The sequence below is a fragment of the Jidongwangia harbinensis genome, from assembly GCF_020216025.1.
GTDB classification, from domain to species: domain Bacteria; phylum Actinomycetota; class Actinomycetes; order Mycobacteriales; family Micromonosporaceae; genus Actinoplanes; species Actinoplanes harbinensis.
In genome coordinates, this window is the sequence record NZ_JAIWNC010000013.1 from 220,896 (window position 1) to 244,501 (window position 23,606).

A 23,606-nucleotide genomic window follows, 5' to 3' on the forward strand; every position below is an offset into this window, starting at 1 on the left:
CGATGTCCGTTTCTTTATCCATTCGATATCCGGCACCGGGGCGGCAGGCCGCCCGCGCTTCTGGTCTGATGGGTAGCCGATGAAGACCCCGCTCCGCCCCGGCGATCCTTCGGCACTGGGCGACTACCAGCTGATCGCCCGCCTGGGCGAGGGCGGCATGGGCTCGGTGTTCCTCGGCCGCGGGCCCGGCGGGCGGCTGGTCGCGGTCAAGGTCGTCAAGCCGGAGTACGCCCACGAGGACGAGTTCCGCCTCCGGTTCCGGAGCGAGGTGAAGCGGGCCCGGCAGGTACCGCCGTTCTGCACCGCGGCGGTCCTGGACGCCGATCCCGGGCATCCCACGCCGTACCTGGTGGTGGAGTATGTGGACGGTCCGAGCCTGGACGAGGTGGTGGAGCGCGAGGGACCGCTCACCGACGGCCAGCTGCACGGCGTGGCGATCGGCGTGGCCACCGCGCTGACCGCCATCCACGGGGCCGGGGTGATCCACCGTGACCTGAAGCCCCGCAACGTGCTGTTCTCCCTGGGCACCCCGAAGGTGATCGACTTCGGCATCGCCCGGGCGCTCGAGGTGACCAGCCAGCACACCCGCCCGGACCAGATGGTGGGCACGGTCGCCTACATGGCGCCGGAGCGGTTCGACGGCGAGCACCGCGACATCACGCCGGCCGCCGACGTGTTCGCCTGGGGTGCGGTGATCGCCTACGCCGGCACCGGGCACACCCCGTTCCGCGCCGACTCGCCGGTCGCCACCGCCGCCCGGATCCTGACCCAGCCGCCGAACCTGTCCGGGCTGACCGGACCCCTGCGGGACCTGGTGGCGCTCGCCCTGGCCAAGGAACCGGCGGAGCGCCCGAGCGCGCACGAACTGCTCAGCCTGCTGCTGGCCGACCAGCCCGGACCGCCCCCGCCGGCCGGCCACCGGCCGGTGCTGCAACCCGCGCTGCGCGAGGCCGCCGAGGCGGCGCAGTCCACCGGCCGGTACCACTCGGACGGTTTCGGCCGGCCGGCCGGGCCGGTTCCGCCCGGCCCGCCCCGCCGCCGGCGGGTACGGGTCGCCGCCGCCGCGACGGCGGCGTTCGCGCTGGCCGCGGCGTCGGCCGGCTGGTTCCTGACGTCCGCTCCGGACGATCCCCGGGCCGCGCCGCCGCCGGTCGCGTCCGCCCCGGTGGCGCAGCCCACCATGCCGACTCCGGGTGCCGTCCGGGGGCCGTGGGTGGTGGACGCTCTCGACCGGCCCGGCCAGTGGCGGTCGTCCCGCAGCGGCGGCGCCGGCAACTGCGCCTTCGACGACCGGGGCCTGGTCATGACGGCGACCGACTTCCTCTCGGTCGACTGCCCGGGCCCCGACGAGGGGTTCGCCGGCGACCAGGCCATCGCCGCCGACGTCACGCTCGGCACCCCGCGGTCCTGCGCCACCGTCCGCTTCCGCGCGGCCGGCGAGAGCACCTACTGGCTCGATCTCTGCCCGGAGATCGTGCGGATCCGGCACGAGGGTCGCATCCGGATCACCAACCTGGGCGAGACCGCGTCCCGTCTGTTCCCGCCCGGTCAGCGCAGGCGGGTCGTGCTGACCCTGCGGGGTGCGGCCGCCGACGTGACGGTCGGCGGCGCCGTGGTGCTGCGCGCCCGGTTGACCGATCCCAGCCTGCTGGCCGGCCGGGTGAGCTTCGGGGCGGCCACGGTGGACTCGGACGCCGCGGACGACAACGAGGTGGCCTGGGCGGTCGTCGCCGCGGCGGAGATCCGGCCGGTCGAGGACCTGTCCGCCGCCGCGGCCCCCTCCGCCGCGCCCGGCGGGCTCGCCTTCACCGACGTGCGGCGTGGCCGGACCCGCTCGGTCGTGCGGGTGCACGCGTACCACCCGAAGGCCCGGTCGGTGGTGGTGGAGCCGACGCTGTTCCTGACCGGCGATCAGTACTGCGCGGCCTTCGGTCTCGAGCCGTCGCCGGAGGCACCGTGCGAGCGGGCGTGGGTGACCGAGGACAGCCGGATGATCGTGACGCTGCCGACCACGGCCAACCCGCGGCTCACCACCACGTCCGCCAACTCGGCGCCGTGCGTCGGCAGCGGTGCGCTGGTGCTCGGGACCTGCCGGGCCAGCGCCAAGGACTTCGTGATGCACGTGGCGGGCGGGGAGGACGGCGCGCTGGTGGAGCTGACCACGGACAACGGGTCGGTCACCGGCATGGCGGAGGTCTACACGCCCTGACCGGAGCGGACCGCGACGGCCGGTCAGTGGTCGCGCCACACCGCCAGCCCGGCCAGCCGCGACAGCCACGAGTCCACGCCGGCCGGTCCAGCCACGCCGGCCGTCCCGGTCACGTCGGCCGTCCCGGTCACGTCGGCCGTCCCGGTCACGCCGGCGAGGCACCGGAGCGCGGCGGCGTGCTGCCGGGCCGCCTCGGCCCGGGCCCAGGCGCGCCCGCCCGCCTCCTCGATCAGGCCGGTGGCACGCGCCACCTCCGGTCCGGTGAGCGGCCGGGACGCGGCATACAGCTCGGCCAGCGCGGTGCCCGCGGCCGTGCCGCCGGCCAGGGCGAACACCACCGGCAGGGACTTCTTGCGGCGGCGGACGTCGGCGCCGACCGGCTTGCGGGTGACCGCACCGTCCCCCCAGATGCCCAGGATGTCGTCGACGAGCTGGAACGCCAGGCCCAGGTGTTCGCCGAACCGGCGTAGGCCGGTCACCCGTTCCGGGGCGGCACCGGCCGCACGGGCACCGGCGGCGGCCGCGCCCGCGAACAGCGCCGCGGTCTTGCCGGCCGCCATGGCCAGCGCGGCCGGCAGCGTCACGTCACCGCGCGCCTCGAACGCCAGGTCCGCGCTCTGCCCGACGACCAGGCGCCGCAGCGACCCGAACAGCTCGGGGGCCGCGGCCGGCGCCGCGTCGTGCAGGACCTCGGTGCCCAGCACCAGCAGGGCGTCGCCGGCCAGGATCGCCTGCGCGTCGCCGAACACGGTCCGGGCCGCCGGCCGGCCGCGCCGCAGTTCGTCGCCGTCCAGCACGTCGTCGTGCAGCAGGGTGAAGTTGTGCACCAGTTCCACCGCGACCGCCACCGGCAGGGCCGGCCGGACCGGGCCGCCGGTGGCCTGCGCGGCGGCCAGGACCACCGCGCCCCGCAGCCCCTTGCCCCAGCCGAGGCCGGCCGGCCGGCCGGCGGCGTCGGTCCAGCCGAAGTGGTAGTGCAGCACGTCGCGGACCGGGCCGGAGATCGGGTCGACGGCGCGCCGCAGGGCCGGGTCGAGCAGCGCCCGGGTGGCCCGCAACCGGGTCCGGTCCGGTGCCACGGTGCCCGGAGGGGCCGTCATGCCCGGCTCCCGAACAGCGCGGATTCCAGGTATCCGGTGGCCGCGGCGGGGTCGCGGTAGCGCCGGGTCCGGCTGGACCAGTCGAGGTTGCCGCGCATCCAGCTGCGCATGCCGGCGGTGTAGCGGGCCAGCACCTCGGCGTGCTCCGGGCGGCCGGCCAGCAGCCGCTCCTCGGCCCGCCGGAACTCGTCGATCCGGTCGGCGATCGCCGCGCAGGTCCGGTCCAGCGCGGTGCCGGTGTCCCACCCGTGGTGGTGCTGCAGGACGTGGACCAGATTGTGCACCTCGCCGAGGGCCCGCTCCTTCTCCAGCGAGTACACGTCGTTGGTCCAGCAGACCACGTCGCTGGCGGCGTCGAGGGCGGCGCGGAACGGCGCCGAGTCGTACACCGCGTCGGGCACGTCGAGGCTGGACACCACGTCGATCAGATCCATGCAGACGTAGATGGCCCCGGTGTGCCGCCGCTTCCGGATGTAGGTGGCCGGGTCCGGCACGACGCCGGCGCGCCGGTTGCCGGCCTCCCAGGTCGCGGCCGTGGTGAGGCACTCGGTCAGGTGACCGGTGAAGCGCCGTCGCCAGCGCGGAGTCTGCAGGGGCGCGGTACGCCCCCACAGGTCCACAAGCGAGCTGATCGCCACCCCCGGTGCCGGTACCGGCGCGGTGGCCGGGCCGGCGCCGGTCAGCACCGCCCGCATGCCGTCGAACACGGTACGCAGCCGGTCCGGGTCCCGGCCCTCGGCACCGTCGTCGAGCTGGTCGTCGACCATGAAGAGCCAGGCGAACCAGTCCGCCGTCAGGTACAGGCCGGTCCGGTCCGCGGTGGGGTAGACCATGGCGGCGAACCAGCCGAAGTCGGCCTTCTCGAAGCGCCGCCGCGCCGCCTCACCCACCAGGCCGGTGCGGCCGGCCCAGTCGGTGAGGTGGGCCCGCGCCCGTTCCACGTCCACGTGCACCTGGTACGGGAACACCTCGAACGCCGCGATCAGCCGGTCGGTCGTCACCGTTCCTCCAGCCGCAGGTGGATGCCGCCACGCGGGTGCAGCGTGACCAGTGCCTCCGGCTCCACCGGCGGCGCGCCCGGTGGACGGACCAGCCGGAACCGGCGGGCCACCGTGGTCATCGCCAGCACCAGCTCGGCGAGCGCGAAGTGCTTGCCGATGCAGACCCGCTGACCGGCGCCGAACGGCAGGTAGGCGTGCTTGGGACGGGCCGCGATGCGCTCCGGGGTGAACCGCTCCGGGTCGAACCGTTCCGGGTCGTCCCAGAAGTCGCGGTGCCGGTGCAGGAAGTAGCTGTTGATCAGGATGTTCGTGCCGGCCGGGATGAAGTACCCGCCGACCTCGTCGTCCACCTTGGCCCGGCGCATCGACTGGTACGCCGGCGAGTAGATGCGCAGCGTCTCGTCCACGATCATCCGGGCGTACCGCAGGCGCGGCAGGTCGTCGGCGGACGGCAGCCGGCCGCCGAGCACCTCGTCGACCTCGGCGTGCAGCCGGCGTTCCACCTCGGGATGCTCGGCGATCAGGTAGAACGCCCAGGACAGCGCGTTGGTGGTGGTCTCGTACGCGCCGATGCACAGGTTCAGCACCTCGTGGTGCAGCTGTTCGACGGCCATCCGGCGGCCGTCGTCCTCGTCGGCCGAGTGCATCAGCAGGGTCAGCAGGTCCGGTGTGGTGTCCGGGTCCACCGGACGGTGCAGCCGCTCGGTGATGAACCCGTTGACGAACCGGTCCATGTCGTCGATGGCCCGGCGCAGCCGGAGGTGCCGGGGAATGGGCACGTTCAGCGGCGGGAACGGGAAGCGGAAGAAGGCGCCGAGAATCTCGTTGGCGGCGCCGAAGGCGCGTTCGAAGGACTGGGCGCCGGCGCTGACGTCCGCGCTGAACAGCGACCGGTTGACGATCCGCAGCGCGAGCTGGCCGATCTCGTCGGTCACGTCCAGCACGGTGCCGATCCCGCGGTGCTCCCAGCGGCCCAGCATCTTCGCGCTCTCGTCCACCATGTTGCCGGTGAAGGCGGTCACCGCGCGCGGGGTGAAGTGCGGTGCCATCAGGCGGCGTTGCCGCCACCACACGTCGTTGTCCCCGATGGCGATCAGGCCCTCGCGCAGGACCGGCCGGACGATCCGGAACAGGATCGCGTTCTTGTCGTATCCGTCGGCGCGTTCCACCAGGATGTGCCGGATGTAGTCGGGGTGGTTGACCAGCACCATCGGCAGTCCCAGTGTGCGGAAGCCGTAGATGTCACCGTGCCGCCGCAGGCCGCCGCCGAGGAATCCGAGCTGGTCGCGTTTGAAGGCGACGGTGCCGCCGAGGCCGTCGCGGAAGCGGAGGCGGGGCACCGGCCGCAGTCCCTGGTGCGCCTCACGCCGGGTCGATAGGGGCATCGGAACCTTCCTGTTCAAGCTGGACGGGTGTCACCGGCCCGGTACAGGCGGGGCTGGACGAGCAGCCACCGTGCGATACTCCGGGTCGGACACATCGGATCGTCGTCTGGACCGCACATGAGCAGATTCACCGTCACCGTCGAGTCCGACCGCCCCGACGGCGGCCTGATGACGATTCATCTGGACACGTCCGCCGGCACGTCCCGGGTGCTCGAGGTGACCGTGACGGCCGGACAGGGCGGAAGCGTGTCGGGGCTGTCCCTTCCGCATGTGTCGCTGGATCAGCTGTTGTCCGCGTTCGCCGGGCCGGACCCGGCCGCGCCGCCGGTCGGCGCGGCACCGGGCGGCACGGCGCCGCCGGTGGCGCTGCCCGAGCAGAGATCCGCGCCCGATCCGGGACCCGGGACCGAGGCGAGCGGGCAACCGGCGCCGGAGACCGCCGAGCGCAACTACCGGCGGATGCCGGACGCCGACGAGCTCGTCGCCGCGTACCGGAACGCGGCCAGCATCGGTGCCCTGGCCGCCGCGTACGGCGTGCCCCGGCACACGATGAACGGCTGGCTGTCCCGCCTGCGCCGGCAGGGCCTCATCGCGTCCCGGCGGGACCGGGCCTAGGGCGTGTTTCGGGGTGGGGGCCGGAGCGAGGCGTGGCCCGTCTCCCACCCCGAAACACGCCCTACGCACACCGCTCGTGCAGGTGCGCCGCGAGCGCCAGCACCGTCGGATGGTCCCAGGCCACCGTCGCGTCGATCTCGACGTCCAGCCACTCCTCGATGTCGCCGCTCAGCGTCATCGCGTAGACCGAGTCGAAGCCCAGATCGGACAGCTGGGCCGCCCGGTCCACCGCCTCCGGGGCGATCTCCAGGTAGTACGCGACGCGCTCGGCCAGCCAGTCCGCGATCTCCGTCACGGTCCGGGTGCCGGCGGGGTGTTGGGCAGTGGTCACGGTGCGCTCCTGTCGAGGGAAATCGGTGTGCTCGTGAGGTCGAACCAGAGGTTGTGCCGGTAGCGGCGGGACAGTTCGTCGTCGACGGTGGCCGGGACCGGCCCGGCGGCCGTCCACATCGGCCGGGTGGCCCGGTCGAGCCGGACCCGCAGCCGCTGCAACGCGGTCACCAGCCAGGCCGGGTCGCCGAGGAACGGGTCCTCCGGGTGCCGGCGCCACACGCCGACACAGGCGGCGGCGGCCAGGACGACGCTGTACCGGTGCGCCAGCACGAAGCTGTCCCGGCCGGCCATCACGGTCTGGTCCCGGGGTGCGAGGGCCCCGGCCCGCTCACCCAGCGCGGCGAGTTCGGCGCAGAAGGCGTCGGCGTGCCGGCGTACCCCGGGATCGGTGTCGGCGCGGTCCCGCTCGGCCCGCAGCGTCGCGGTGAGCGTGTCCACCCCCCGGTTGTTGACCGCGAGGCGGGCCGGATCGAGTTCGGCGAGGACGTCGCCCGGCCGGAACAGCGTGGCCGGTGGCGGCGCGGTGTCGGTGGCGGCCCAGCCGCGCCGGGCTAGCCGGGGCAGCTGCGGGATGATGGTGGACAGGCACACCGCCGAGCTGGCGTGGGCGAGCACCGCGACGGGCAGGTCGCGGGCGTGCTTGCCGAACGCGGCGTGCTCGCCGTCGGCCAGGTAGTAGCTGGCCCCGAGCAGCGTCGACAGTTCGTACCCGGCCTCGTGCAACAGCTTCGGCACCAGGTACTTCACCGCGGCGGAGAGCACGCTGCCCTCGGCCGGCAGCACGTGCAACGCCCGGGCGCCGACGGTGGCCAGGCAGTCCGCGATGAGCAGGTCGACGAACGCGCCGCCGAGGACCTCCCGGGTGTGCGGCAGGTCCGCGACCGCCTGCCCGTACAGCCGGCGCCCCTGCGCGTACCGCACGGCCAGCCGGAGCTGGCTGTCCAGGATGCCGATCACCATGCCGGGCAGCACGCACCGGGTGATCTGGAACGCCCGGAACACGGTCTCCAGGGCGTCCCCGGGCTCCCCGATCACCGCGCCGGCCGGCACCGGGGCGTCGGTGAAGTCGATGCCGCCGAGCAGGCAGCCGCGCATCCCGCTGGTCCGGTACCGCGGCAGCAGGCGGTAGTGCGTGCCGGGCCGGCCGCGCATGTCGACCAGCAGGTTCGAGTGGCTCCGGCTGCCCGGCCGGTCGTCGGTGCGGGCGAACAGGGTGACCAGATCCGCGCGGGCGACGTTGTTGATCAGGTGTTTGGCGCCGCTGATCCGCCACCCGTCGCCGGCCGGGCGGGCCCGCACGTCGGCGCGGCCGAAGTCCGCGCCGTGGTCCCACTCGGTGAACGCGGCGGCGCAGCGCCCACCGTCCAGCAGCACGTCGGCCACGGTCCGCCGCTGGTGCGGGGAGCCGGCCGTCCACACCGGCACGGCCGCGATGAACGAGGTGGCGCCGAAGCCGACGCCGAGGCCGGCGTCCCGGCTGAACACCGCCCGCATGGTCCGGGCGAACTGGTCGGCGCCGCGGAGTTCCCCGCCGAGCGACGCCGGGACGAAGTGCCGCTGCAGACCGGCCGACCGCAGCAGCTCCTCCCCCGCGGTGAACGGTTCGCCGGCGGCGTCCGCGGCGAGCACCTCCGGGTACCCGAGCGGGTTGCCGGCGTCCCAGGGGTCGCCGAGGTCGAGTGCGGTCCGGGTCAGGCCGGCGGTCATCGCGGTGCTCCGTCCGAGGGCGTGGTCAGCAGGGAGAACGGGGCACCGCGGGCGAACTGGTCCTGCACCGCGGTCAGCAGCCGGTCGTACACCGGGTCCAGGTCCGGCTGCTCCGGCTCACCGAGCTGGGTGAGCAGCCGGCTGAGCCCGGCGGTCACCCAGTCCGGGCCGGCGAGCAGCGAACCGGCCGGCGCCGTCGCGCGGTTCTCCAGCCAGAGCCGCAACACCGCGGCGCCGGCGAACACGGTCGTCCAGCGGGCGGCGAGCGCGAACGCCTCGGTCGGCACCCGCCGGGTCGGCCGGTGCGCACCCAGCCGCGCGTGCACATCGTCGGCGAGCGCCAGCAGCCGGGCCCCGAGGGCGCCGAGCGGTGCCGGTGCGTCCCCGGCGGCGACCAGTTCGGCGGTGCGCCGCACGGTGTCCGGCAACGCGTTCACCACGCTGCAGCCGCCCCGGGAGACCAGGGCCAGCCGGTCCGGCACGAACGGGGGCAGCGGCGCGGACAGGTCCGCCGCGGTGCGCACCCCGGCCTCGTCGCACCTGCGCCGGTAGCCGCGGGCCAGACCCGGGAACTGGTTGACGATCGCGTTCAGGTTGACCACCGTGCTGCCGTCGAAGATGCCGACGATGCGGTGGTCCCGCTCGATCTTCTGGAACCGGCCGTCGGCGTACCCGTCGGTGAGCAGCGCCCGGGCGCCGAGCACCTCGGCCAGCTGCATGACCGTGTGGTCGGTCCGGGTCGGCACCAGGTACTTGATGGCGGCCGAGATGACGCTCTGCTCGGCGGTGAGCGAGTGGATCGCCCGCGTGCCGACCAGGCCCACGGCCTCCGCGGTGAACAGGTCGGCGGCGGCCTCGGCGAGGCTGCGGGCGGCGTGCGGGAGCGTCGCCAGCGCCCGGCCGTACATCTGATGCGCGCCGGCGAAGCCGAGGGTGATCCGCAGCGCGTGGTCGGCCAGCCCCACCGACATCGCGGCGCACAGCGTGCGGGTCACCTGCAACGCCCGCAGCACCAGCTCGACGCCGCCGCCCTCGGCACCGACCACGGCGGACCGGGGCACCGGCGCGTCGTGGAAGGCGACCCCGCTGATGTCGGCGCCGCGGACCCCGAGCGTGGCCTCCCGGGGCAGCCGGCGGCAGGCCCCGTCCGGCAGGTCGCGCAGGTCCACCAGGAGCAGGCTGAAACCGCGGCTGCCGGTGTCCGGGCGGGTCGCCGCCAGCACACACATCAGGTCGGCCCGGCCGGCGTTGTTGATCAGCCACTTGGTGCCGTTCAGGCGGTAGCCGTCCGGCACCGGTTCGGCGCGGACCTCGCCGGCCAGCAGGTCGCTGCCGTGGCCGCGTTCGGTCAGGCCGAGGGAGACCACGGCGCCGTCGAGCACCCGGGCGGCCAGCCCGGCGGTCTGCTCCGGGCTGCCACCCACCCACACGCAGGCCGCGCCCAGGAAGGTCTTGCAGTGCGCGAGCGCCACCGTGAAGTCGCGGCGGGCCAGCGTCCGGATCACGCCGAACAGCGCCGGGAAGCCGGTGAGCCGGCCGCCGAGCGCGGCCGGCACGTAATAGGCCGGCAGGCCCAGCCGGTCCAGCTCGCGCAGCTCGGCGAGCGGCAGTTCGGCGCGGCGGTCGAGTTCCCCGCTGCGCGGCCAGGCGACCACGGCGGCCGGCCCGGCGGGATCGCCGAGCAGCGCCTCGATCTCGTCGGACACCGCGTCCAGGTACGGGCTCACACCGGCACTCCCGCGTCGTGCCGGCGGTACCGGCGGGCGGTCTGCTCGGTCAGGGCCTCGTGCACCGGGTCCAGGTCGCCGGCCAGGAACGCCGCCCGCATCGCGGCCCGTTGCACCTTGCCGCTGGTGGTCTTGCGGATCTGGCCGGGCCGCGCGACGACCAGGTCGAGCCCGCCCAGGTTGAGCGCGGCGGTCAGCGCCGAACGGACGTCGCGGGCCAGGTCCGCGACGGCGTCCGCGGTCATCCCCCGGGTCCGCACCTCGGCGATCACCACCAGGCGTTCGGCCGGCACCGGCACCGAGAAGGCACACGCCGCGCGGACCACGTCGCCGCCGAGCACGGCGCGGGCCTCCCGCTCGACGTCCTGCGGGTAGACGTTGCGGCCGTTGATGATCATCATTTCCTTGAGCCGGCCGGTGACGTACAACTCGCCGTACCGCAGCACGCCGAGGTCGCCGGTGCGCAGGAAACCCTCGTCGCCGTCCGCGGTGGTGGCCCGGAACGTCTCCGCACTCTGCTCCGGGCGCCCCCAGTAGCCCCGGGCCACGCTCGGCCCGCGCAGCCAGATCTCGCCGATCGTCCCGTCCGGCCGCACCTGCCGGGTCGCCGGGTCGACGACCCGTACCGTGAGGTCGGCCGCGCGGCCGCAGCCGACCAGGGCCGTGCCGCCGGCACCGGCCGGTTCCAGCCGGCCGTCGACCTCCAGCGACCGGGTGTCCGCGGTGGTGACCACCGGCGGCCGGCCGGGCACGCTGCCGGCCGCGAACAGGGTGGTCTCCGCCATCCCGTAACCGGCCACCAGCGCGCGCCGGTCGAACCCGCACGCCGCCACGTGGTCCGCGAACCGGGCCAGGGTGCCGGCGTCGATCGGCTCGGCGCCGTTGCAGGCCCGGGTCCACCGGGACAGGTCCACCGTCGCCAGCTGGGCCGCGGAGATCCGCTTGACGCACAGCTCGTAGGCGAAGTTCGGCGCGGCGCTCACCGCGATGTCGTGCCGGTCGATCAGTTCCAGCCAGGTGACCGGCCGGCGCAGGAAGTTCATCGGCGCGGTGTGCACCGCGGTGCCGCCGGTCATCAGCGGCAGCAGCGTCATCGCGATCAGGCCCATGTCGTGGTGGGTCGGCAGCCAGCCACCCACCACGGCGTCCGCGTCCACCCGCAGCAGCGCGCGCCCGGAACGCAGGTTGTGCACCAGGTTGGCCTGCGACACCACGACACCCTTCGGGTCGCTGGTGGAGCCGGAGGTGTACTGCAGGAAGGCGGGAGCGTCCGGGTCCACCGGCGGCGGCGTCCAGAGCCCGCCGTCCACCGCCGGACGGTCGTCCGAGGCGACCACCGGCACCGGCCGGCCGGTGCCGGCGAGCTGCCGGGTCAGTTCCCCGGCGTGGGCCCGGTCGGTGAGCAGCAGCGCGGCGCCCGCGTCCGCCACGATGCCGGCGGTACGCGCCAGATGGTGCCGGTAGCCACCGGGCAGCGACGTCGGCACCGGCAGCACGCCCGCGTAGAGGCAGCCCAGGAAGACCCGGACGAACTCGGGGCCGGCCGGGTAGCAGAGCACCACCCGGTCCCCGGGCCGGACCCGGTCGGCGAGCCAGACCGCGACGGTACGCGCGTCGTGGTCCAGGTCGGCGTACCGGATCGGGTGGTCGCGCAGCCCGCCGGACTCGTAGCTGCTGTGGATGAGCGCCGGCCGGTCCGGCCGCACGCCTGCCGCGGCCCGGAACCGCGCCACGAAACTGTTGCCGTCGTTGTCCATTACCGTCCCCCGTTGTCGTCGGCCGGTCAGCCGCATCCGCCGGCGTGCCCGCCGTCCCCGCCGCGCCCCGCGCCGACCGCCACCGCCTCCGGCGGCACCAGGTCGTCCGGCACCGTGGCCGGCACCGTGGCCGGGGCGGCACCGATCGCGTCCAGGAACCCGTCCAGGCGGTCCAGGCCCCAGAACTTCTGCCGGCCGGCCACCAGGAACGGCACGCCGAACACGCCGGTCTGGTACGCGATCAGCAGCGACCGGACGCCCGCCGCGCGGATCCGCGGGATCTGGTGCGCCCCGGCGATCCGGTCCGGGTCGAGCCCGATCCGCTCGGCGATCCGGCCGACCGTGGCCGGGTCGCAGATGTCCCGGCCGAGCTGCCAGCGCGCCTCGTGCACGCCGCGGATGAAGTCGTGGCCGCGGCCGAATTCCGCCGCCGCCAGGTAGGCGAGGTGCGGCACCTCCCACGCCGGTTCCCGGTCGACCGGCCAGGTCACCGCGAACCCGCGCGCCTGCGCCAGGCGGCGTACGTCCTGCAGCAGGTACAGCTGCTTGGCCTTGTGCATCTCGGTGTACAGGAACTCGCCGCCCAGATCGCCGAGGACCTGCCGCATCGCCGCGTCCGGTTCCCAGTACGGCACCCACTCCACCGACCCGGTCAGGTCCGGCCGCCGCACGGTCAGATCGTGGTAGGCGAGCCAGGAGTACGGGCTGCGCAGGCTGAAGAAGAACCGGGGCGTCCGGGTGGCCACGTCAGATCACCATCCCGCCGTCGACCCGGAAGACCTGGCCGGTCACGTACGAGGCCCGCGACGACAGCAGGAACGCGGTCAGGTCGGCGACCTCCTCGGGGCGGCCCAGCCGGCGCAACGCCACCCGGGCGAAGAGTTCCTTGACCACCTTCGGCGGCAGGTCGCCGGTCATGTCGGTCTCGATGAAGCCGGGCGCGACGACGTTGGCCCGGACCCCGAACCGGCCGGCCTCCTTGGCCAGTGACTGGGTGAAGCCGATGATGCCCGCCTTGGACGCGGCGTAGTTGGCCTGGCTCGCGTTGCCGCCGATGCCGGAGACCGACGACACCGTGACGATGGCGCCACGGCGGCGCTTCATCATCGCCATGATGACCGCCCGGCAGGCGAAGTACGTACCGTCCAGGTTGGTGCCGAGCACGTCGTGCCACTCGTCGTCGGCCATCAGCGGCAGCGGCCGGTCCCGCACGATGCCCGCCGAGGTGACCAGCGCCTCGATCGGGCCGAGGCCGGACTCGACCTCGTCCACGAAGGCGCGGACCGCGGGTGCGTCGCTCACGTCGACCCGGCGGCTCAGCACCCGGGCGCCGGCCGCCTCCGCCTTCGCGGTGACCGCCTCGGCGGCCCCGCCGTCGGACCGGTAGCAGAAGGCGATGTCGTAGTCCTCCTCGGCCAGCCGCTCCACGACCGCCCGGCCGATGCCGCGCGAACCTCCGGTCACCACGGCGACCGGGCGGGCGTTGCCCGTACCGGCGCGTTCCAACGAATCGGTCATCAGATCCTCCGTGCCGCGCTAGGCGGGCAGAATGTCGGGCGTGTGGAAGCTCGCCACGTCCCGCATGGCGAGCACGAACTGGTCGACCTCGAGCACCGGCCGGCCGTCGACCGACGCGACGCCGCTGACCACCGAGGTGTCGCCCAGCGCCTTCCGCAGGACGATCCGGTGCTCGACCAGATCACCGGGGTGGACGCCCTGCCGGAAACGGACGCCGCGGAACGAGGCGCCCAGCTCCAGCCGGCCGGCGCAGACATCCGGGTTGGGCTCGTCCCAGGTCGCCAGGATCACCGCGGCCTGGGCCAGCGACTCCAGCAGCAGCGGTGCCGGGTACCGGAAGTCGGTCAGCGGCGGCGCGCCGGGCTCGCGCCGGTAGCAGGGCTCGGTCGCGGTGATCGCCTTGACCGCGACCAGCGAGCTGCCCGGTGTCACCGCGGTCACCCGGTCCAGCAGCAGCATCGGGTAGCGGTGCGGGATGTGCGCGGCGATCGCGGCGGTGTCCATCATGCGAGGCCGTCCGCGTACTCCAGGCGGAGGTCCGCCGCCGGCCCGTGCTCGGTGGACAGCTGGGCCTGCACGGCCATCCGGTCGCCGGCGTCGGCCAGGCTCAGCGAGATGGTGAGGACGTCACCGGGACGGATCGGCCGGCGGAACCGGGCGTTGGCGATCTCCCGCAGCTCCCAGGCGCGGTCCGGCCGGGCCGCCCGCAGCGCCGCGCCGGCGTACTCCAGGGCCAGCACACCGGGCAGCACCGGGAAGCCCGGATAGTGCCCGGTGAACGCCGGGTCGCCGGGGTCCAGCCGGACCCGTGCGACCGCCGAGGAGCGGTCCTGGTGGAGCAGCGTCACTCCGGTGGCGAGCGGACTGGCGAACGTCATCACACCCCCGCCATCTTGCCGGCGAGCAGCCGGTGGGTCGCGCGCAGGTCGGTGAACTGGGCGATCTCGTCCTCGGCGACCTTGACGCCGTAGTGGTTCTCGAACTGGACCGCGAGTTCCAGCGCCAGCAGCGAGTCCACCTCCAGGTCGTCGGCGAACGTGGCGTCGTCGGTCACCTCGGCGACGTCCACGTCGATGACGTCGGCGATCATCGTGCGCAGTTCCTCGAGGTCCAGGGCCGCGGTGGTCTCCGGTTCGATGGTCATGACAGGTCCTTTCGTTCAGTGGTGGAGGGCGGGGGCCGGGGCGGGCACGCGCAGCACGGCGCACCCGACGGTGCCGCCCGGGTCGATCGAGGTGACCAGCGCGAGGCTGCCGGCCGGCAGGTCGGTGCGGCCGGCCGCGACCAGCACCCCGGCCACCTGGAACGCGGCCGACGCCGCCGAGGTGTCGCCGAGCACGGTGCCGGTCCGCGCCTCGGGCAGGTCGGCGCGGCCCAGTGCGGCGCGCACCGCGACCCGCTCGGTGGCCGCCGCGGATCCCGGCGGGCAGCCCGGGGCGAGCAGGGCGATGTCCGGCACGGCGATCCCGTTGCGGTCCAGCGTCCGCGCGATGCAATCGGTCAGCGCCGCCGCCGGGTCGCCGCCGGCCGGCACCGCGCCGAAGCCGATTCCGGCCAGTTCGAGCAGCGGGACCCGGCCGTGCCGCGCGGCCACGCCGGCCGGCTCGACCAGGAACATCGCGCAGCCCTCGCCGGGCGGCACCGCGGTCACCGGGTCCGGCCGGCCGCCGGCGTGCCAGTCGATCCAGCACCGCTGGGCGGTCAGCTCCTCCACCGCACCGCACAGCACGGTCGTGGCGCGCCCGCGCCGGCAGAGCCGCACCGCGTAGTTGAGGGCGAGCAGCCCGGCCAGCCGGCCGCCGGAGACCGTGGCGTTCGGTCCCTTGATGCCGTACCAGATGGCGCTCTGCCCGGCGGCGCGGTTCATCACCGTGTTCGGGAAGCGCGCCGGATCGACCAGGTAGGGCCGCTCGCCGGTCATCGACGACGCGGTGAAGTCCATGATGGACTGGTAGCTGCCGGCGCTGGTGCCGAGCACCAGGCCCATCGCCGCGGTCTGGTCCGGGTCCGGTTCGCCGTCGGCCGCCAGCACCATCCCGGCCGTGGCGACGGTGAGCGCGGTGACCCGGTCCATCGCCCGGGTGCCCTTGCGGCCCAGCACCGCCGCCGGGTCGAACGACGGGACCAGCCCGGCCTGCGGGAACGGGCCGCTGTCGACGCCGTCCGGCACGGCGCGGACCGCGCTGGCACCGGAGGCGAGCCCGCCGTCGAACTCCGCCGCACCGAGACCGAACGGGCTCACCGCCGACCATGCGGACAGCACGATGCCGTCCTCGTTCGCGTTCATCGTTGTTCGCTCCCCCATGACGTACCGGCCGAGATGAGTTCGGCGCCGTCGACGCCGATGGTGTTTCCGGTGATCCACGAGGACGGCGCGCAAGACAGCACGACGACCGCCTCGCCCACGTCGGACGGCTCGGTCAGCCGGCCGTGCGGGTTGACCGACGCCGCCTGGGCCAGGAACGTCTCGTGTTCCGGGATCTGCTGCAGCGCCGGGGTCAGCGTGGTGCCGGCGCGCAGCGCGTTCACCGCGACGCCCAGCGGGGCCAGCTCGCAGGCCAGCTGCCGGACGTGTGCCTCCAGCGCCGCCTTGGCCGCCGAGACGGCGCCGTAGCTGGGCAGGGTCTGTGCCACGCCGGCGCTGGTCATGGCGAAGACCTTGGCGCCGGGCGGCAACAGCGCGGCCCGCACCAGGTCCTGCACCCAGTACACGAGGCTGTTCGCCATCACGTCGAGCGTCATCGCCATCTGTTTGGACGTCAGCGCCTCGGCGAAGCCGGCCCGCGGCAGGTACGGCAGCAGCGACCCGAACGCCAGGGAGTGCAGCAGCACGCGTACCCCGGCGCCCCCGGTGAGGTCGGCCACCCGCGCCACCACCTGGGCCCGGCTCGGCGCCCGGGCCGCGTTGATGTTGAAGAAGTGCGCCTCGGCGCCGTGCGCGGTCAGCTCCGACCGCAGCGCCTCGACGGCCGGCCCGGCATCGGTCCGGTCGAGGTGCACGCCGATGATGTTGACGCCCTCGACGGCCAGCGCGCGGGCCGTGGCGGCGCCGATCCCGCTGGAGGCGCCGAGGACCAGGGCCCAGCTTCCGGGCAGGGGGTTCCTCATGCTGCCGACTCCTTGTCCGGGCCGATGATGTGCGCGACCGCGACGTGCCCGGTCCGCGACGCGCTGACCACGACGGTGTCGGCGCCCGCCGCGACGGCCGTGCTGACCGCGAGCACCGGAGGAACACAACCGGGCCCACCGGCCGCCGCGGGGCGGACCGGGCCCCACTCGCCGACCAGACCGGCCACCGTGTCCGCGAACGCCGAGCCGTCGGAATCCATCAGCACCGGGATGCGGTCCGGCAGGCCCAGCCGCCGGGGCAGGTCGCCCAGCAACGCCGCGGTCGCCCGGGGTACGTCCGAGGTCGCCGGCACCAGGCCGGTGCCTACCCGGCACCGGCCGTGCACGACCGCGCCCCGGGCGGCCGCCCGGCCGGCGTCCTCGAGCACGACGGCGACCGCACCGTCGGCGGCTCCGGTGCCGTGCTCGGTGGTGGCGACCACCAGCACGTCGCACCGTCCGGCCCGCAGCGCGCGTCCGCCGGTCTCCCACGCCTCCAGCCCGGCGACCCGGGGTGAGGTGGTGGTGAGCGTGAAGCCCTGCGTCCGATGCTCGCCGGCGACCCGGCCGGCCAGCGCGTTGACCGCGAAGAACGGCGCGGTCACCGGGCTCAGCCGGTCGGAGTGCCCGGCGGCGACGGTGCGGTCGGCGGCCGCGTAGTGGTCGCCCAGGACGCCGTGGCAGCCGACCGCGAGCCCGCGCCGGTCCGGTTCGGCGGCGAGTGCGGCGCCGGTGCCGAGCGCCCGCCGTACGGCCGCGAGCAGGTAGTGCGCGCCCGGCGGCAGGTACTTGTAGCCGCGCCGGCCGAGTTCGGTGGCCACGTCGAACCAGTCGTCCGGCGCGCCGGGCGGGCGCAGCACGGCACCGGTCGCGGTGACCGCCAGGGCCAGGTCCGCCGTCATGCCGCGCACCCCCACACCGTGGAGCTGTTGTTGCCGCCGAAGGCGTACGCGTTGACCAGCACCCGCGGTACCCGCAGCGGCGTCGGCCCGTCCTGCGGCAGGTACACCGCGCACGCCGGGTCCGGCGTCGCGACGGGCACGTTCGCCGGCACGCTGCCGGACCGCAGGATGTCCACCGCGACGATCGCGGCGAGCGCGGCGGAGGCGCCGCCGGTGTGGCCGACGAGCGGCTTCAGGCTGTACAGCGGGGTCCGGTCGGCGTCCGCGCCGAACACGGTACGCAGCGCGGCCGACTCCACCCGGTCGTTGTGCGGGGTACCGGTGGCGTGCGGGATCACCGCGCCGACCGCCCGGTCGCCGCCGAGCGCGCCGGTGATGGCCCGCACGATCTGGGTGCCGTCCGGTTCGGGTGCGGTCAGATGGCCGGCGTCGCAGCTCCAGCCGTCGCCGAGCAGCCGGGCCAGCGGGGTGGCCCCGCGCGCCCGGGCGTGCGCCGCCGACTCCAGCACCAGCACACCGGCGCCCTCGCCGAGCACTGTGCCCTGCCGGTCCCGGTCGAACGGGCGGCAGCGTTCCCGGTCGAGCGCGCCCAGCCGGTCCATGCTGGCCCAGCCGACCCGGGAGTACGCGTCCGCGCCGCCGGCCAGGACGACGTCCGCCTCGCCGGCGCGGATCAGGTCGGCGGCGAGTCCCGCGGCGAATCCGCCGGCCGCGCAGGCGTTGCTGACGCTGACGTTGACGCCGGCCCGGCCGAGCAGCGCGCCCACCGCGGCCGCCACGCCGTAGACCACGTCGTCCGGCCCGGTGCCGGCCACGCCGTCGCCGAGGCAGGTGCCCAGCACCACGCCGATCCGCCCGGCCGGCGCGCCGGCCAGCCCGGCCTGTTCGAGCGCCTCGGCCGCGGCCGTCTCGGCGAACGCGGCGGCGCGGCGGCGCGGGTGGTGTCCGCCGGCCGCGCCGGGCACCGCGTGGATCAGCGGCGTGCCGAGGTGCGCGGCGTCGTCGGCGACCTTGTCCGGCACCGCGGCCCGGCCGGCGGCGACCGCGGCCCGCAGCGACGCGACGCCGGTGCCGTGACAGCTGACCGCGCCGAGCCCGGTCACCACGATCTCGGTCACGGTCGTGCCCCGGTGCCGTGCAGCGCGGCCAGCAGCCGGTCGTCGAACGAGACCAGGTTCCACTCCGACCGGCCGGTCAGCGCCGCGTACCCGTGGGTGATCTCGCCGGTGGCGGTCGGCACCAGGGCGCCGTCGCGCCGCACGTACGTGTCGAACCGGCTGGTGTAGGTGAGCCGCTTGAAGATCCGGGTCACGGTGAGGACGGTGTACAGCTCCTCCTCCATGACGGCCTCGTCGAGCAGCGTGATCCGGGAGTGCGGCACCGCCGGGATCCAGCCCTGCTCGTCCAGCAGCGTCTTGATGGACACTCCGCGCGCCGCGACGAAGCGGTGCTTGGCCTCCTCCATCAGCCGCAGGTAGCCGGACATCTGCAGGCGCTCGCTGAAGTGGCAGTGGTAGTACGGCACGACGCTGCGCCAGACGATGCCGTTGTGCGGTGACCCGTCGGCGGCGTGCCGGGCGGCGAGCACCTCGGCCGGATCGGCGGTACCCACCGGGATCGGCGTGGCGGCGGCCGGGTCGCCGAGCCGCCCGGTGACAAGACCCGCGAGGGGCGCGGGTGCCGCGGCAACGGCCGCCCCCCGCGGGTCGAATCGGAGCGCCACCCGGACCGTGGCGCTGACCATCCGGGGTCCGTCCGCGGCGGTCCGGAGCGCGACCTTGAGCACCAGCGCGCCCGGCTCGTCGGCCGCCCGGCGTACCTCGGTGTGCACCGTGTCGTCCAGCCGCAGCGCCTGCACGATGCGGGTGTCGATACCGACCACGTCGAGGCAGAGGCCGTGGTCGTGGTACAGGTCGGAGACCGGCCAGCCGTGGCTGCGGAACCAGGCCAGCGCCGCCTCTTCGACCAGGTAGTTCACGTGCTTGAAGCCGACCCAGGTACCGACGTTGACGCCCTCGTACCGAGGTTGCAGCGTGCCGCGCACCGCGTCGGTGCGGCTGGTGGGCGGGGCGGACAGAACAGTCATCGGGACTCCCGAGGGTTTTCGGCGGTGAGCCGGGACAGGGTGGCGAGGAAGTCGCCGATCAGCGCCGCCACCGTCCCGGGCTTTTCGATCATGGGGTAGTGGCCGCAGCCGGGCAGGATCTCCAGCCGGCCGCGGGGCAGGCCCTTGGCCAGCGCGGTGGCGTCCTGCGCGGTGGCGGCCCGGTCGTCGGCGCCGGCCAGCACGAGCACCGGCACCGGCAGCTCGCTCAGGTCCAGCAGCGGGGTACGCAGGTAGGCGTCGAAGAACCGCATCCACCCGTACGGGCCGATCCGGTCCCGCGCCCGGCGCGCCATCTGCCGCCGGACGTCGCCGTCGAGTCGGGGCGAGGCGGAGATCCGCAGGCCCTCCTCGACGATGTCGATCAGCCCGTGCAGGTAGAACTCGATCGTCGACCACTGGAAGTCGGCCGGGTCGGGCCGGTAGAACGGCGAGATCAGCACCAGGGCGCGGGGTGCCGGTACGGTGCCCCGGCTCACCTCCTCGAGCAGCAGGTTCGCCGCGAACGAGTGCGCCACGACCACCTCCGCGCCGCCCGGCATCGACCGCATGGCCCGCCCGATGGTCGTGCCGACGTCGGCGCGGTAGCTCCACGCCGGGTCGCCGGTGCCGGTCCAGGGCAGGTCCGCCTCCCAGAGTTCCAGGTGGTGGCCGGCGTGCCCGGACAGCGGGGCCCAGGCCGCCCGCGAGCCGCCGAGGCCGTGCAGCAGCAGAATCCGCGTCACGTCCGGGCCGGCCGCCGGGCGGCGGAGCCGGACCGCCATCGTGGTCCCGGCCGTAGCCTCACCGCTCCCGCTCATGACCGGTCCTCCGGCGCGGCGAGGACCAGCGCGGCCGCCGCGTCCGCCGACGCCTCGCCGCCCCGCCCGCAGGTGGCGAGCGCCCGGGACCGGGGGTGCCGGCCGAACCAGGCGACGGCCGCCGCGACCTGCAGCACGCCGAGCGCGCCGGATCGCCGGCCCAGCTGCGCGCCGACCTCCAGCCGGTGCCGGGCGGGCACCGGCGGCTCCGCGGCGCCGTCCTCGGGCTCGCACCAGAGGTCGACCGGGCCGGGGGCGACGGCCGCGACCGCGTCCCGCAGGTCCGCGCGCCGGGCGTACCGGCCGACCCGGGCCCGGACCGGCGCACCGCGGCCGGCCGCGACCCGGGCGCTCTCCACCACGATCGCGGCGGCGCCGTCGAACGCGGGCGCGCCGGCCAGCCCGGTCACCGCGTCGTTGCCCGGTTCCACGCCGGCCACCAGCACGCTGTCCACCCGGCCCGCGCGCACCAGATGGCACGCCCAGTGCACGGCGTCGAGGCCCGAGGTGGCGCCGTTGCACAGGGTCAGGTTGGCGCCGCGCATGCCGTACGTGATGGCGATCCAGGACGCCACCACGTTGCTGGCCGTGGAGGGCAGCAGCATCGGGCTCGCGCCGGTGTAGGTGTGCGCGTCGATGGCGTCCACCGTGCCGCACACCGTGTCGAGGTTGCCGTAGTTGGAGCTGGCGACGACGCCGGTCCGGCCGCCGGGCCGGTCGAACGCCTCCGGACCGGTGTCCACCGGGGTGTCGTCGGCGGGCCGGCCCGCGTCGGCCAGGGCCCGGCCGCCGGCCAGCAGCGCCAGCCGGGTCGCCCGGTCCTTGTGCCGCCCGAGTCTGCGGCTCAGTCCGGCCAGCGGGTCGCCGTCGCGGTCCGCCGGCACCGGGCCGAGCAGGTCGGCGATCCCGGCGTACCCGGCGACGGCCAGCCCGGCGCCGGTGATGACCGCCTCGGCCGGACGGGTGGGCCCGGTCATCAGCGTCCCCTCTCCAGCAACGCGACGGCGTTCAGCCCGCCGAAACCGAACGAGTGCACCTGCACCAGGTCGATGTCCGCACCGGAGACGGTGTCCCGGACCAGCCGCAGCCCGGCCGCTTCGTCCATCGGCCGTTGCAGCGTGGTGATGGCCGGCACCGCACCGGTACGGATGCAGTCCGTGCCGGCGATCAGGCTGTGCAGTCCGCTGGCGCCCGCGGTGTGCCCGGTCATGCACTTGATCGCGGTGGCCAGCGGCGGGGTGTCGCCGAAGACCTCGGCCATCGCCAGCGCCTCGGCCTGGTCGTTGAGTTCGGTGCCGGTGCCGTGCAGGAACACCAGGTCCACGTCGGACGGCTTGGCGCCGGCCCGGGACTGGCCCTCCCGGATGGCCGCCGCGATGCCGGCGACGTCGGGGGCGGACGGATGGTAGGCGTCGCAGTTGACGGCGACCGCGCGGAGCAGGCCGTGCCGGGCGTCGCCGGTGCCGCGCAGCACCACGGCGGCGGCGCCCTCACCCTGCAGCATGCCCTGGCGGTGCCGGTCGAACGGGCGCAGCGCCTCGGGCGGTGCCGGGTAGCACCGGTCCAGCAGGCCGAACGTGCTCTCCGAGATGGTGTCCACCCCGGCCACCACCACGGTCTCGGCCGCACCGGACTCGATCAGGTCCAGGCCAAGGCCGAGGACGTAGAGCGAGGCGGCGCACGCGTTGGTCACGGTGTACGTGGTGGTGGCGCCGAACCGCTCGCGCAGCGCGTGCCCGAAGTGCAGCCGGTCGGTGTCGAAGTCGGTGTGCTGCCGCCAGGCCAGCTCGGCGGACCGCAGCTCGCGCAGGGTGGTACCGATCAGCACCGGCACGTCGCCCAGGTCCGGGGCGAGTTCCGCGTCGGCGAGCGCCGCGCCGATCGCGTCCAGCAGCCAGCCGGTGGCCCGCATCGGCACGTCGCCGCCGCCCGGCGGCCGGTCGTCGATCTCGAACGCGTGCCGGGTGCGGTACCGGGTCAGGTCGAAGGCGCGCGGGGTGTCCACTCCGCTGCGGCCGGCACAGAGCGCGGCGAACATGTCCTCGGCCGTCCGGCCGGTGCTGGCCAGCGCGCCCCGCCCGGCGATGCCGCCGGGCATCAGTGCGTCCCCGGGTAGTGGCCGAGCAGCAGCACGGCGTTGTTGCCGCCGAAGGCGAGCGCGTTGTTCTGCACCACCCGGGGCCGCGCGGGGCGGGCCACGTTCGGTACGCAGTCGAGCCCGACCTCCGGATCGGTCTGGCGGTGGTGGATGGTCGGCGGGATGAACTCCCGGTCGATCGCCAGGGCGCAGGCGGCCGCGGCGACCGCGCTGGCCGCGCCCATGCTGTGCCCGACCATCGACTTGATCGAGATGGTGGGCGGCGGCCGGTCCCCGAACAGGCGCCGGATGGCCGCGGCCTCGGTGACGTCGTTGGCCCGGGTACCGGTGCCGTGCGCCGAGATGAAGTCCACCTGGTCCGGCTTCAGGCCGGCGTCCTCGTGTGCCAGGCGCATGCACCGCACCAGGCCGTCCGCCTCCGGCGCGACCGCGTGGTGTGCGTCGCAGGACAGCCCGAAGCCGAGCACCTCGGCGTAGATGTGCGCGCCGCGGGCCAGCGCCGAGTCGAGGCTCTCCATGCACAGCATGGCGGCCCCCTCGCCGGTGAGGATGCCCTTGCGGTCGAGGTCGAACGGCTGGCACACCTCGGGCGCGATGGTGCCGAGGCGGTAGAAGCCGGCGAAGGTCTTCCGGTCCAGCGAGTCGGCGCCACCGCAGATGGCCACCTCGGCGTCGCCGGCCCGCAGCGCGTCGAACCCGTACCCGATCGCGTAGTTGCCGGCCGCGCAGGCCGTCGGGATCGAGATGGCCTCCACGTCGGTGAGGCCGAACTCGGCGGCCACGCCGGCGGACAACCGCCCGGCGTTCACCCGCGCGGCGACCTGCTCGTCCAGGCCGGCCGGCCCGCGGCTGAGCTGCTGGGCGGTCAGGTCGTCGAAGTCGCTGCCCTCACCGTTGGTGGTACCGACCGAGACCACCGACCGCCGGCTCCGCAACTCGTCGATACCCATCGACGAGTCGCGGAGCGCCATCCGGGCCGCGGACGTCGCGAACTGCCCGGTGCGGCCCAGCCGGGCCGGGTCGGACGCCTCGATCGCCGCGGCCGGGTCGAAGCCGCGCACCTCGCAGGCGTTCGCGTACTCGAAGCCGGTGGTGTCGAACGAGGTGATCGGCCCCGCACCGCTGCGGCCGGACCGGAGTCCGGCCAGGAAGTCGTCGACCCCGATCCCGATGCTGCTCACCACGCCGATGCCCGTCACGACGACGCGCCGCGGCACATCCCGGTCGTTGCCCATCACCATC

The 23,606-nt window shown here is 75.0% G+C and carries 23 protein-coding genes; 2 read left to right on the plus strand and 21 right to left on the minus strand.

The window, feature by feature from the left end:
• Positions 1-79: 79 nt before the first annotated feature.
• Entirely contained in the window at positions 80-2,209 is a 2,130-nt protein-coding gene (locus LDL48_RS19705) for a serine/threonine-protein kinase (protein WP_225256629.1), read from the plus strand.
• 23 nt (positions 2,210-2,232) lie between these two features.
• Here LDL48_RS19705 and LDL48_RS19710 read toward each other — a convergent pair whose 3' ends face one another.
• Genes LDL48_RS19710 through LDL48_RS19720 form a run of 3 tightly spaced genes read right to left on the minus strand, consistent with a single transcriptional unit; the run spans position 2,233 to position 5,695 of the window.
• A complete protein-coding gene (locus tag LDL48_RS19710; protein ID WP_225256630.1) occupies positions 2,233-3,309 on the minus strand; it encodes a polyprenyl synthetase family protein in 1,077 nt (358 codons plus the stop codon).
• Positions 3,306-4,310: a terpene synthase family protein gene (locus LDL48_RS19715; protein WP_225256631.1), complete on the minus strand. Its 1,005-nt coding sequence runs from the start codon at positions 4,308-4,310 to the stop codon at positions 3,306-3,308. Before LDL48_RS19715 ends, LDL48_RS19710 begins: the two co-directional genes overlap by 4 nt.
• The gene (locus tag LDL48_RS19720) at positions 4,307-5,695 is read right to left on the minus strand and encodes a cytochrome P450 (protein WP_225256632.1); all 1,389 of its coding nucleotides are present in this window, start codon (positions 5,693-5,695) and stop codon (positions 4,307-4,309) included. Before LDL48_RS19720 ends, LDL48_RS19715 begins: the two co-directional genes overlap by 4 nt.
• Positions 5,696-5,812: 117 nt before the next feature.
• On the opposite strand from LDL48_RS19720, the gene LDL48_RS19725 reads away from it, so the two are divergent.
• Positions 5,813-6,310 carry a hypothetical protein gene (locus LDL48_RS19725; RefSeq protein WP_225256633.1) on the plus strand — a complete coding sequence of 166 codons (498 nt, stop codon included), beginning with the start codon at positions 5,813-5,815 and terminating at the stop codon, positions 6,308-6,310.
• A gap of 61 nt (positions 6,311-6,371) precedes the next feature.
• Here the strand turns inward: LDL48_RS19725 and LDL48_RS19730 are convergent, their stop codons facing one another.
• From LDL48_RS19730 to LDL48_RS19815, 18 genes are read right to left on the minus strand one after another with little or no spacing between them, the layout of a single operon-like run.
• Positions 6,372-6,641, minus strand: coding sequence for an acyl carrier protein (locus LDL48_RS19730; RefSeq protein ID WP_225256634.1), 270 nt, complete (start codon positions 6,639-6,641; stop codon positions 6,372-6,374).
• Entirely contained in the window at positions 6,638-8,350 is a 1,713-nt protein-coding gene (locus tag LDL48_RS19735; protein ID WP_225256635.1) for an acyl-CoA dehydrogenase family protein, read from the minus strand. Before LDL48_RS19735 ends, LDL48_RS19730 begins: the two co-directional genes overlap by 4 nt.
• Positions 8,347-10,077, minus strand: coding sequence for an acyl-CoA dehydrogenase family protein (locus LDL48_RS19740; protein WP_225256636.1), 1,731 nt, complete (start codon positions 10,075-10,077; stop codon positions 8,347-8,349). The genes LDL48_RS19735 and LDL48_RS19740 overlap by 4 nt, the downstream gene beginning before the upstream one ends.
• Complete coding sequence (locus LDL48_RS19745) at positions 10,074-11,834, minus strand: fatty acyl-AMP ligase (protein ID WP_225256637.1); 1,761 nt, start codon at positions 11,832-11,834, stop codon at positions 10,074-10,076. The genes LDL48_RS19740 and LDL48_RS19745 overlap by 4 nt, the downstream gene beginning before the upstream one ends.
• A gap of 26 nt (positions 11,835-11,860) precedes the next feature.
• Positions 11,861-12,580, minus strand: coding sequence for a 2-hydroxychromene-2-carboxylate isomerase (locus tag LDL48_RS19750; protein WP_225256638.1), 720 nt, complete (start codon positions 12,578-12,580; stop codon positions 11,861-11,863).
• A 1-nt stretch (position 12,581) separates the two neighbouring features.
• Positions 12,582-13,352 (minus strand): 3-oxoacyl-ACP reductase FabG, encoded by a 771-nt coding sequence (fabG, locus tag LDL48_RS19755; protein ID WP_225256639.1) that lies wholly within the window; start codon positions 13,350-13,352, stop codon positions 12,582-12,584.
• A gap of 18 nt (positions 13,353-13,370) precedes the next feature.
• Positions 13,371-13,859: a 3-hydroxyacyl-ACP dehydratase FabZ family protein gene (locus tag LDL48_RS19760; protein WP_225256640.1), complete on the minus strand. Its 489-nt coding sequence runs from the start codon at positions 13,857-13,859 to the stop codon at positions 13,371-13,373.
• A complete protein-coding gene (locus LDL48_RS19765; RefSeq protein ID WP_225256641.1) occupies positions 13,856-14,230 on the minus strand; it encodes a 3-hydroxyacyl-ACP dehydratase FabZ family protein in 375 nt (124 codons plus the stop codon). Before LDL48_RS19765 ends, LDL48_RS19760 begins: the two co-directional genes overlap by 4 nt.
• Positions 14,230-14,496 carry an acyl carrier protein gene (locus tag LDL48_RS19770; protein ID WP_225256642.1) on the minus strand — a complete coding sequence of 89 codons (267 nt, stop codon included), beginning with the start codon at positions 14,494-14,496 and terminating at the stop codon, positions 14,230-14,232. Before LDL48_RS19770 ends, LDL48_RS19765 begins: the two co-directional genes overlap by 1 nt.
• A gap of 15 nt (positions 14,497-14,511) precedes the next feature.
• Entirely contained in the window at positions 14,512-15,639 is a 1,128-nt protein-coding gene (locus tag LDL48_RS19775; RefSeq protein WP_225256643.1) for a beta-ketoacyl synthase N-terminal-like domain-containing protein, read from the minus strand.
• Complete coding sequence (locus tag LDL48_RS19780) at positions 15,636-16,460, minus strand: SDR family oxidoreductase (protein WP_225256644.1); 825 nt, start codon at positions 16,458-16,460, stop codon at positions 15,636-15,638. The genes LDL48_RS19775 and LDL48_RS19780 overlap by 4 nt, the downstream gene beginning before the upstream one ends.
• Positions 16,457-17,362: a beta-ketoacyl synthase N-terminal-like domain-containing protein gene (locus tag LDL48_RS19785; protein ID WP_225256645.1), complete on the minus strand. Its 906-nt coding sequence runs from the start codon at positions 17,360-17,362 to the stop codon at positions 16,457-16,459. The genes LDL48_RS19780 and LDL48_RS19785 overlap by 4 nt, the downstream gene beginning before the upstream one ends.
• Positions 17,359-18,480, minus strand: coding sequence for a beta-ketoacyl-[acyl-carrier-protein] synthase family protein (locus LDL48_RS44560; RefSeq protein ID WP_225256646.1), 1,122 nt, complete (start codon positions 18,478-18,480; stop codon positions 17,359-17,361). The genes LDL48_RS19785 and LDL48_RS44560 overlap by 4 nt, the downstream gene beginning before the upstream one ends.
• Complete coding sequence (locus tag LDL48_RS19795) at positions 18,477-19,448, minus strand: acyl-CoA thioesterase family protein (protein WP_225256647.1); 972 nt, start codon at positions 19,446-19,448, stop codon at positions 18,477-18,479. Before LDL48_RS19795 ends, LDL48_RS44560 begins: the two co-directional genes overlap by 4 nt.
• Complete coding sequence (locus LDL48_RS19800; RefSeq protein ID WP_225256648.1) at positions 19,445-20,266, minus strand: alpha/beta fold hydrolase; 822 nt, start codon at positions 20,264-20,266, stop codon at positions 19,445-19,447. Before LDL48_RS19800 ends, LDL48_RS19795 begins: the two co-directional genes overlap by 4 nt.
• A complete protein-coding gene (locus LDL48_RS19805) occupies positions 20,263-21,243 on the minus strand; it encodes a beta-ketoacyl synthase N-terminal-like domain-containing protein (RefSeq protein WP_225256649.1) in 981 nt (326 codons plus the stop codon). The genes LDL48_RS19800 and LDL48_RS19805 overlap by 4 nt, the downstream gene beginning before the upstream one ends.
• On the minus strand, positions 21,243-22,364 hold the full coding sequence (locus LDL48_RS19810; RefSeq protein WP_225256650.1) for a beta-ketoacyl synthase N-terminal-like domain-containing protein: 1,122 nt from the start codon (positions 22,362-22,364) through the stop codon (positions 21,243-21,245). The genes LDL48_RS19805 and LDL48_RS19810 overlap by 1 nt, the downstream gene beginning before the upstream one ends.
• Positions 22,364-23,605 carry a beta-ketoacyl-[acyl-carrier-protein] synthase family protein gene (locus LDL48_RS19815; RefSeq protein WP_225256651.1) on the minus strand — a complete coding sequence of 414 codons (1,242 nt, stop codon included), beginning with the start codon at positions 23,603-23,605 and terminating at the stop codon, positions 22,364-22,366. The genes LDL48_RS19810 and LDL48_RS19815 overlap by 1 nt, the downstream gene beginning before the upstream one ends.
• Between the last annotated feature and the right edge of the window lies 1 nt (position 23,606).

Bases quoted from the DNA above. Each gene is read 5' to 3' on its own strand.
- LDL48_RS19705 (WP_225256629.1), top strand. From the start codon at position 80: ATGAAGACCCCGCTCCGCCCCGGCGATCCTTCGGCACTGGGCGACTAC.
- LDL48_RS19710 (WP_225256630.1), bottom strand. From the start codon at position 3,309: ATGACGGCCCCTCCGGGCACCGTGGCACCGGACCGGACCCGGTTGCGG.
- LDL48_RS19720 (WP_225256632.1), bottom strand. From the start codon at position 5,695: ATGCCCCTATCGACCCGGCGTGAGGCGCACCAGGGACTGCGGCCGGTG.
- LDL48_RS19725 (WP_225256633.1), top strand. From the start codon at position 5,813: ATGAGCAGATTCACCGTCACCGTCGAGTCCGACCGCCCCGACGGCGGC.
- LDL48_RS19735 (WP_225256635.1), bottom strand. From the start codon at position 8,350: ATGACCGCCGGCCTGACCCGGACCGCACTCGACCTCGGCGACCCCTGG.
- LDL48_RS19745 (WP_225256637.1), bottom strand. From the start codon at position 11,834: ATGGACAACGACGGCAACAGTTTCGTGGCGCGGTTCCGGGCCGCGGCA.
- fabG (WP_225256639.1), bottom strand. From the start codon at position 13,352: ATGACCGATTCGTTGGAACGCGCCGGTACGGGCAACGCCCGCCCGGTC.
- LDL48_RS19760 (WP_225256640.1), bottom strand. From the start codon at position 13,859: ATGATGGACACCGCCGCGATCGCCGCGCACATCCCGCACCGCTACCCG.
- LDL48_RS19765 (WP_225256641.1), bottom strand. From the start codon at position 14,230: ATGACGTTCGCCAGTCCGCTCGCCACCGGAGTGACGCTGCTCCACCAG.
- LDL48_RS19770 (WP_225256642.1), bottom strand. From the start codon at position 14,496: ATGACCATCGAACCGGAGACCACCGCGGCCCTGGACCTCGAGGAACTG.
- LDL48_RS19775 (WP_225256643.1), bottom strand. From the start codon at position 15,639: ATGAACGCGAACGAGGACGGCATCGTGCTGTCCGCATGGTCGGCGGTG.
- LDL48_RS19780 (WP_225256644.1), bottom strand. From the start codon at position 16,460: ATGAGGAACCCCCTGCCCGGAAGCTGGGCCCTGGTCCTCGGCGCCTCC.
- LDL48_RS19785 (WP_225256645.1), bottom strand. From the start codon at position 17,362: ATGACGGCGGACCTGGCCCTGGCGGTCACCGCGACCGGTGCCGTGCTG.
- LDL48_RS19795 (WP_225256647.1), bottom strand. From the start codon at position 19,448: ATGACTGTTCTGTCCGCCCCGCCCACCAGCCGCACCGACGCGGTGCGC.
- LDL48_RS19800 (WP_225256648.1), bottom strand. From the start codon at position 20,266: ATGAGCGGGAGCGGTGAGGCTACGGCCGGGACCACGATGGCGGTCCGG.
- LDL48_RS19805 (WP_225256649.1), bottom strand. From the start codon at position 21,243: ATGACCGGGCCCACCCGTCCGGCCGAGGCGGTCATCACCGGCGCCGGG.
- LDL48_RS19810 (WP_225256650.1), bottom strand. From the start codon at position 22,364: ATGCCCGGCGGCATCGCCGGGCGGGGCGCGCTGGCCAGCACCGGCCGG.
- LDL48_RS19815 (WP_225256651.1), bottom strand. From the start codon at position 23,605: ATGGTGATGGGCAACGACCGGGATGTGCCGCGGCGCGTCGTCGTGACG.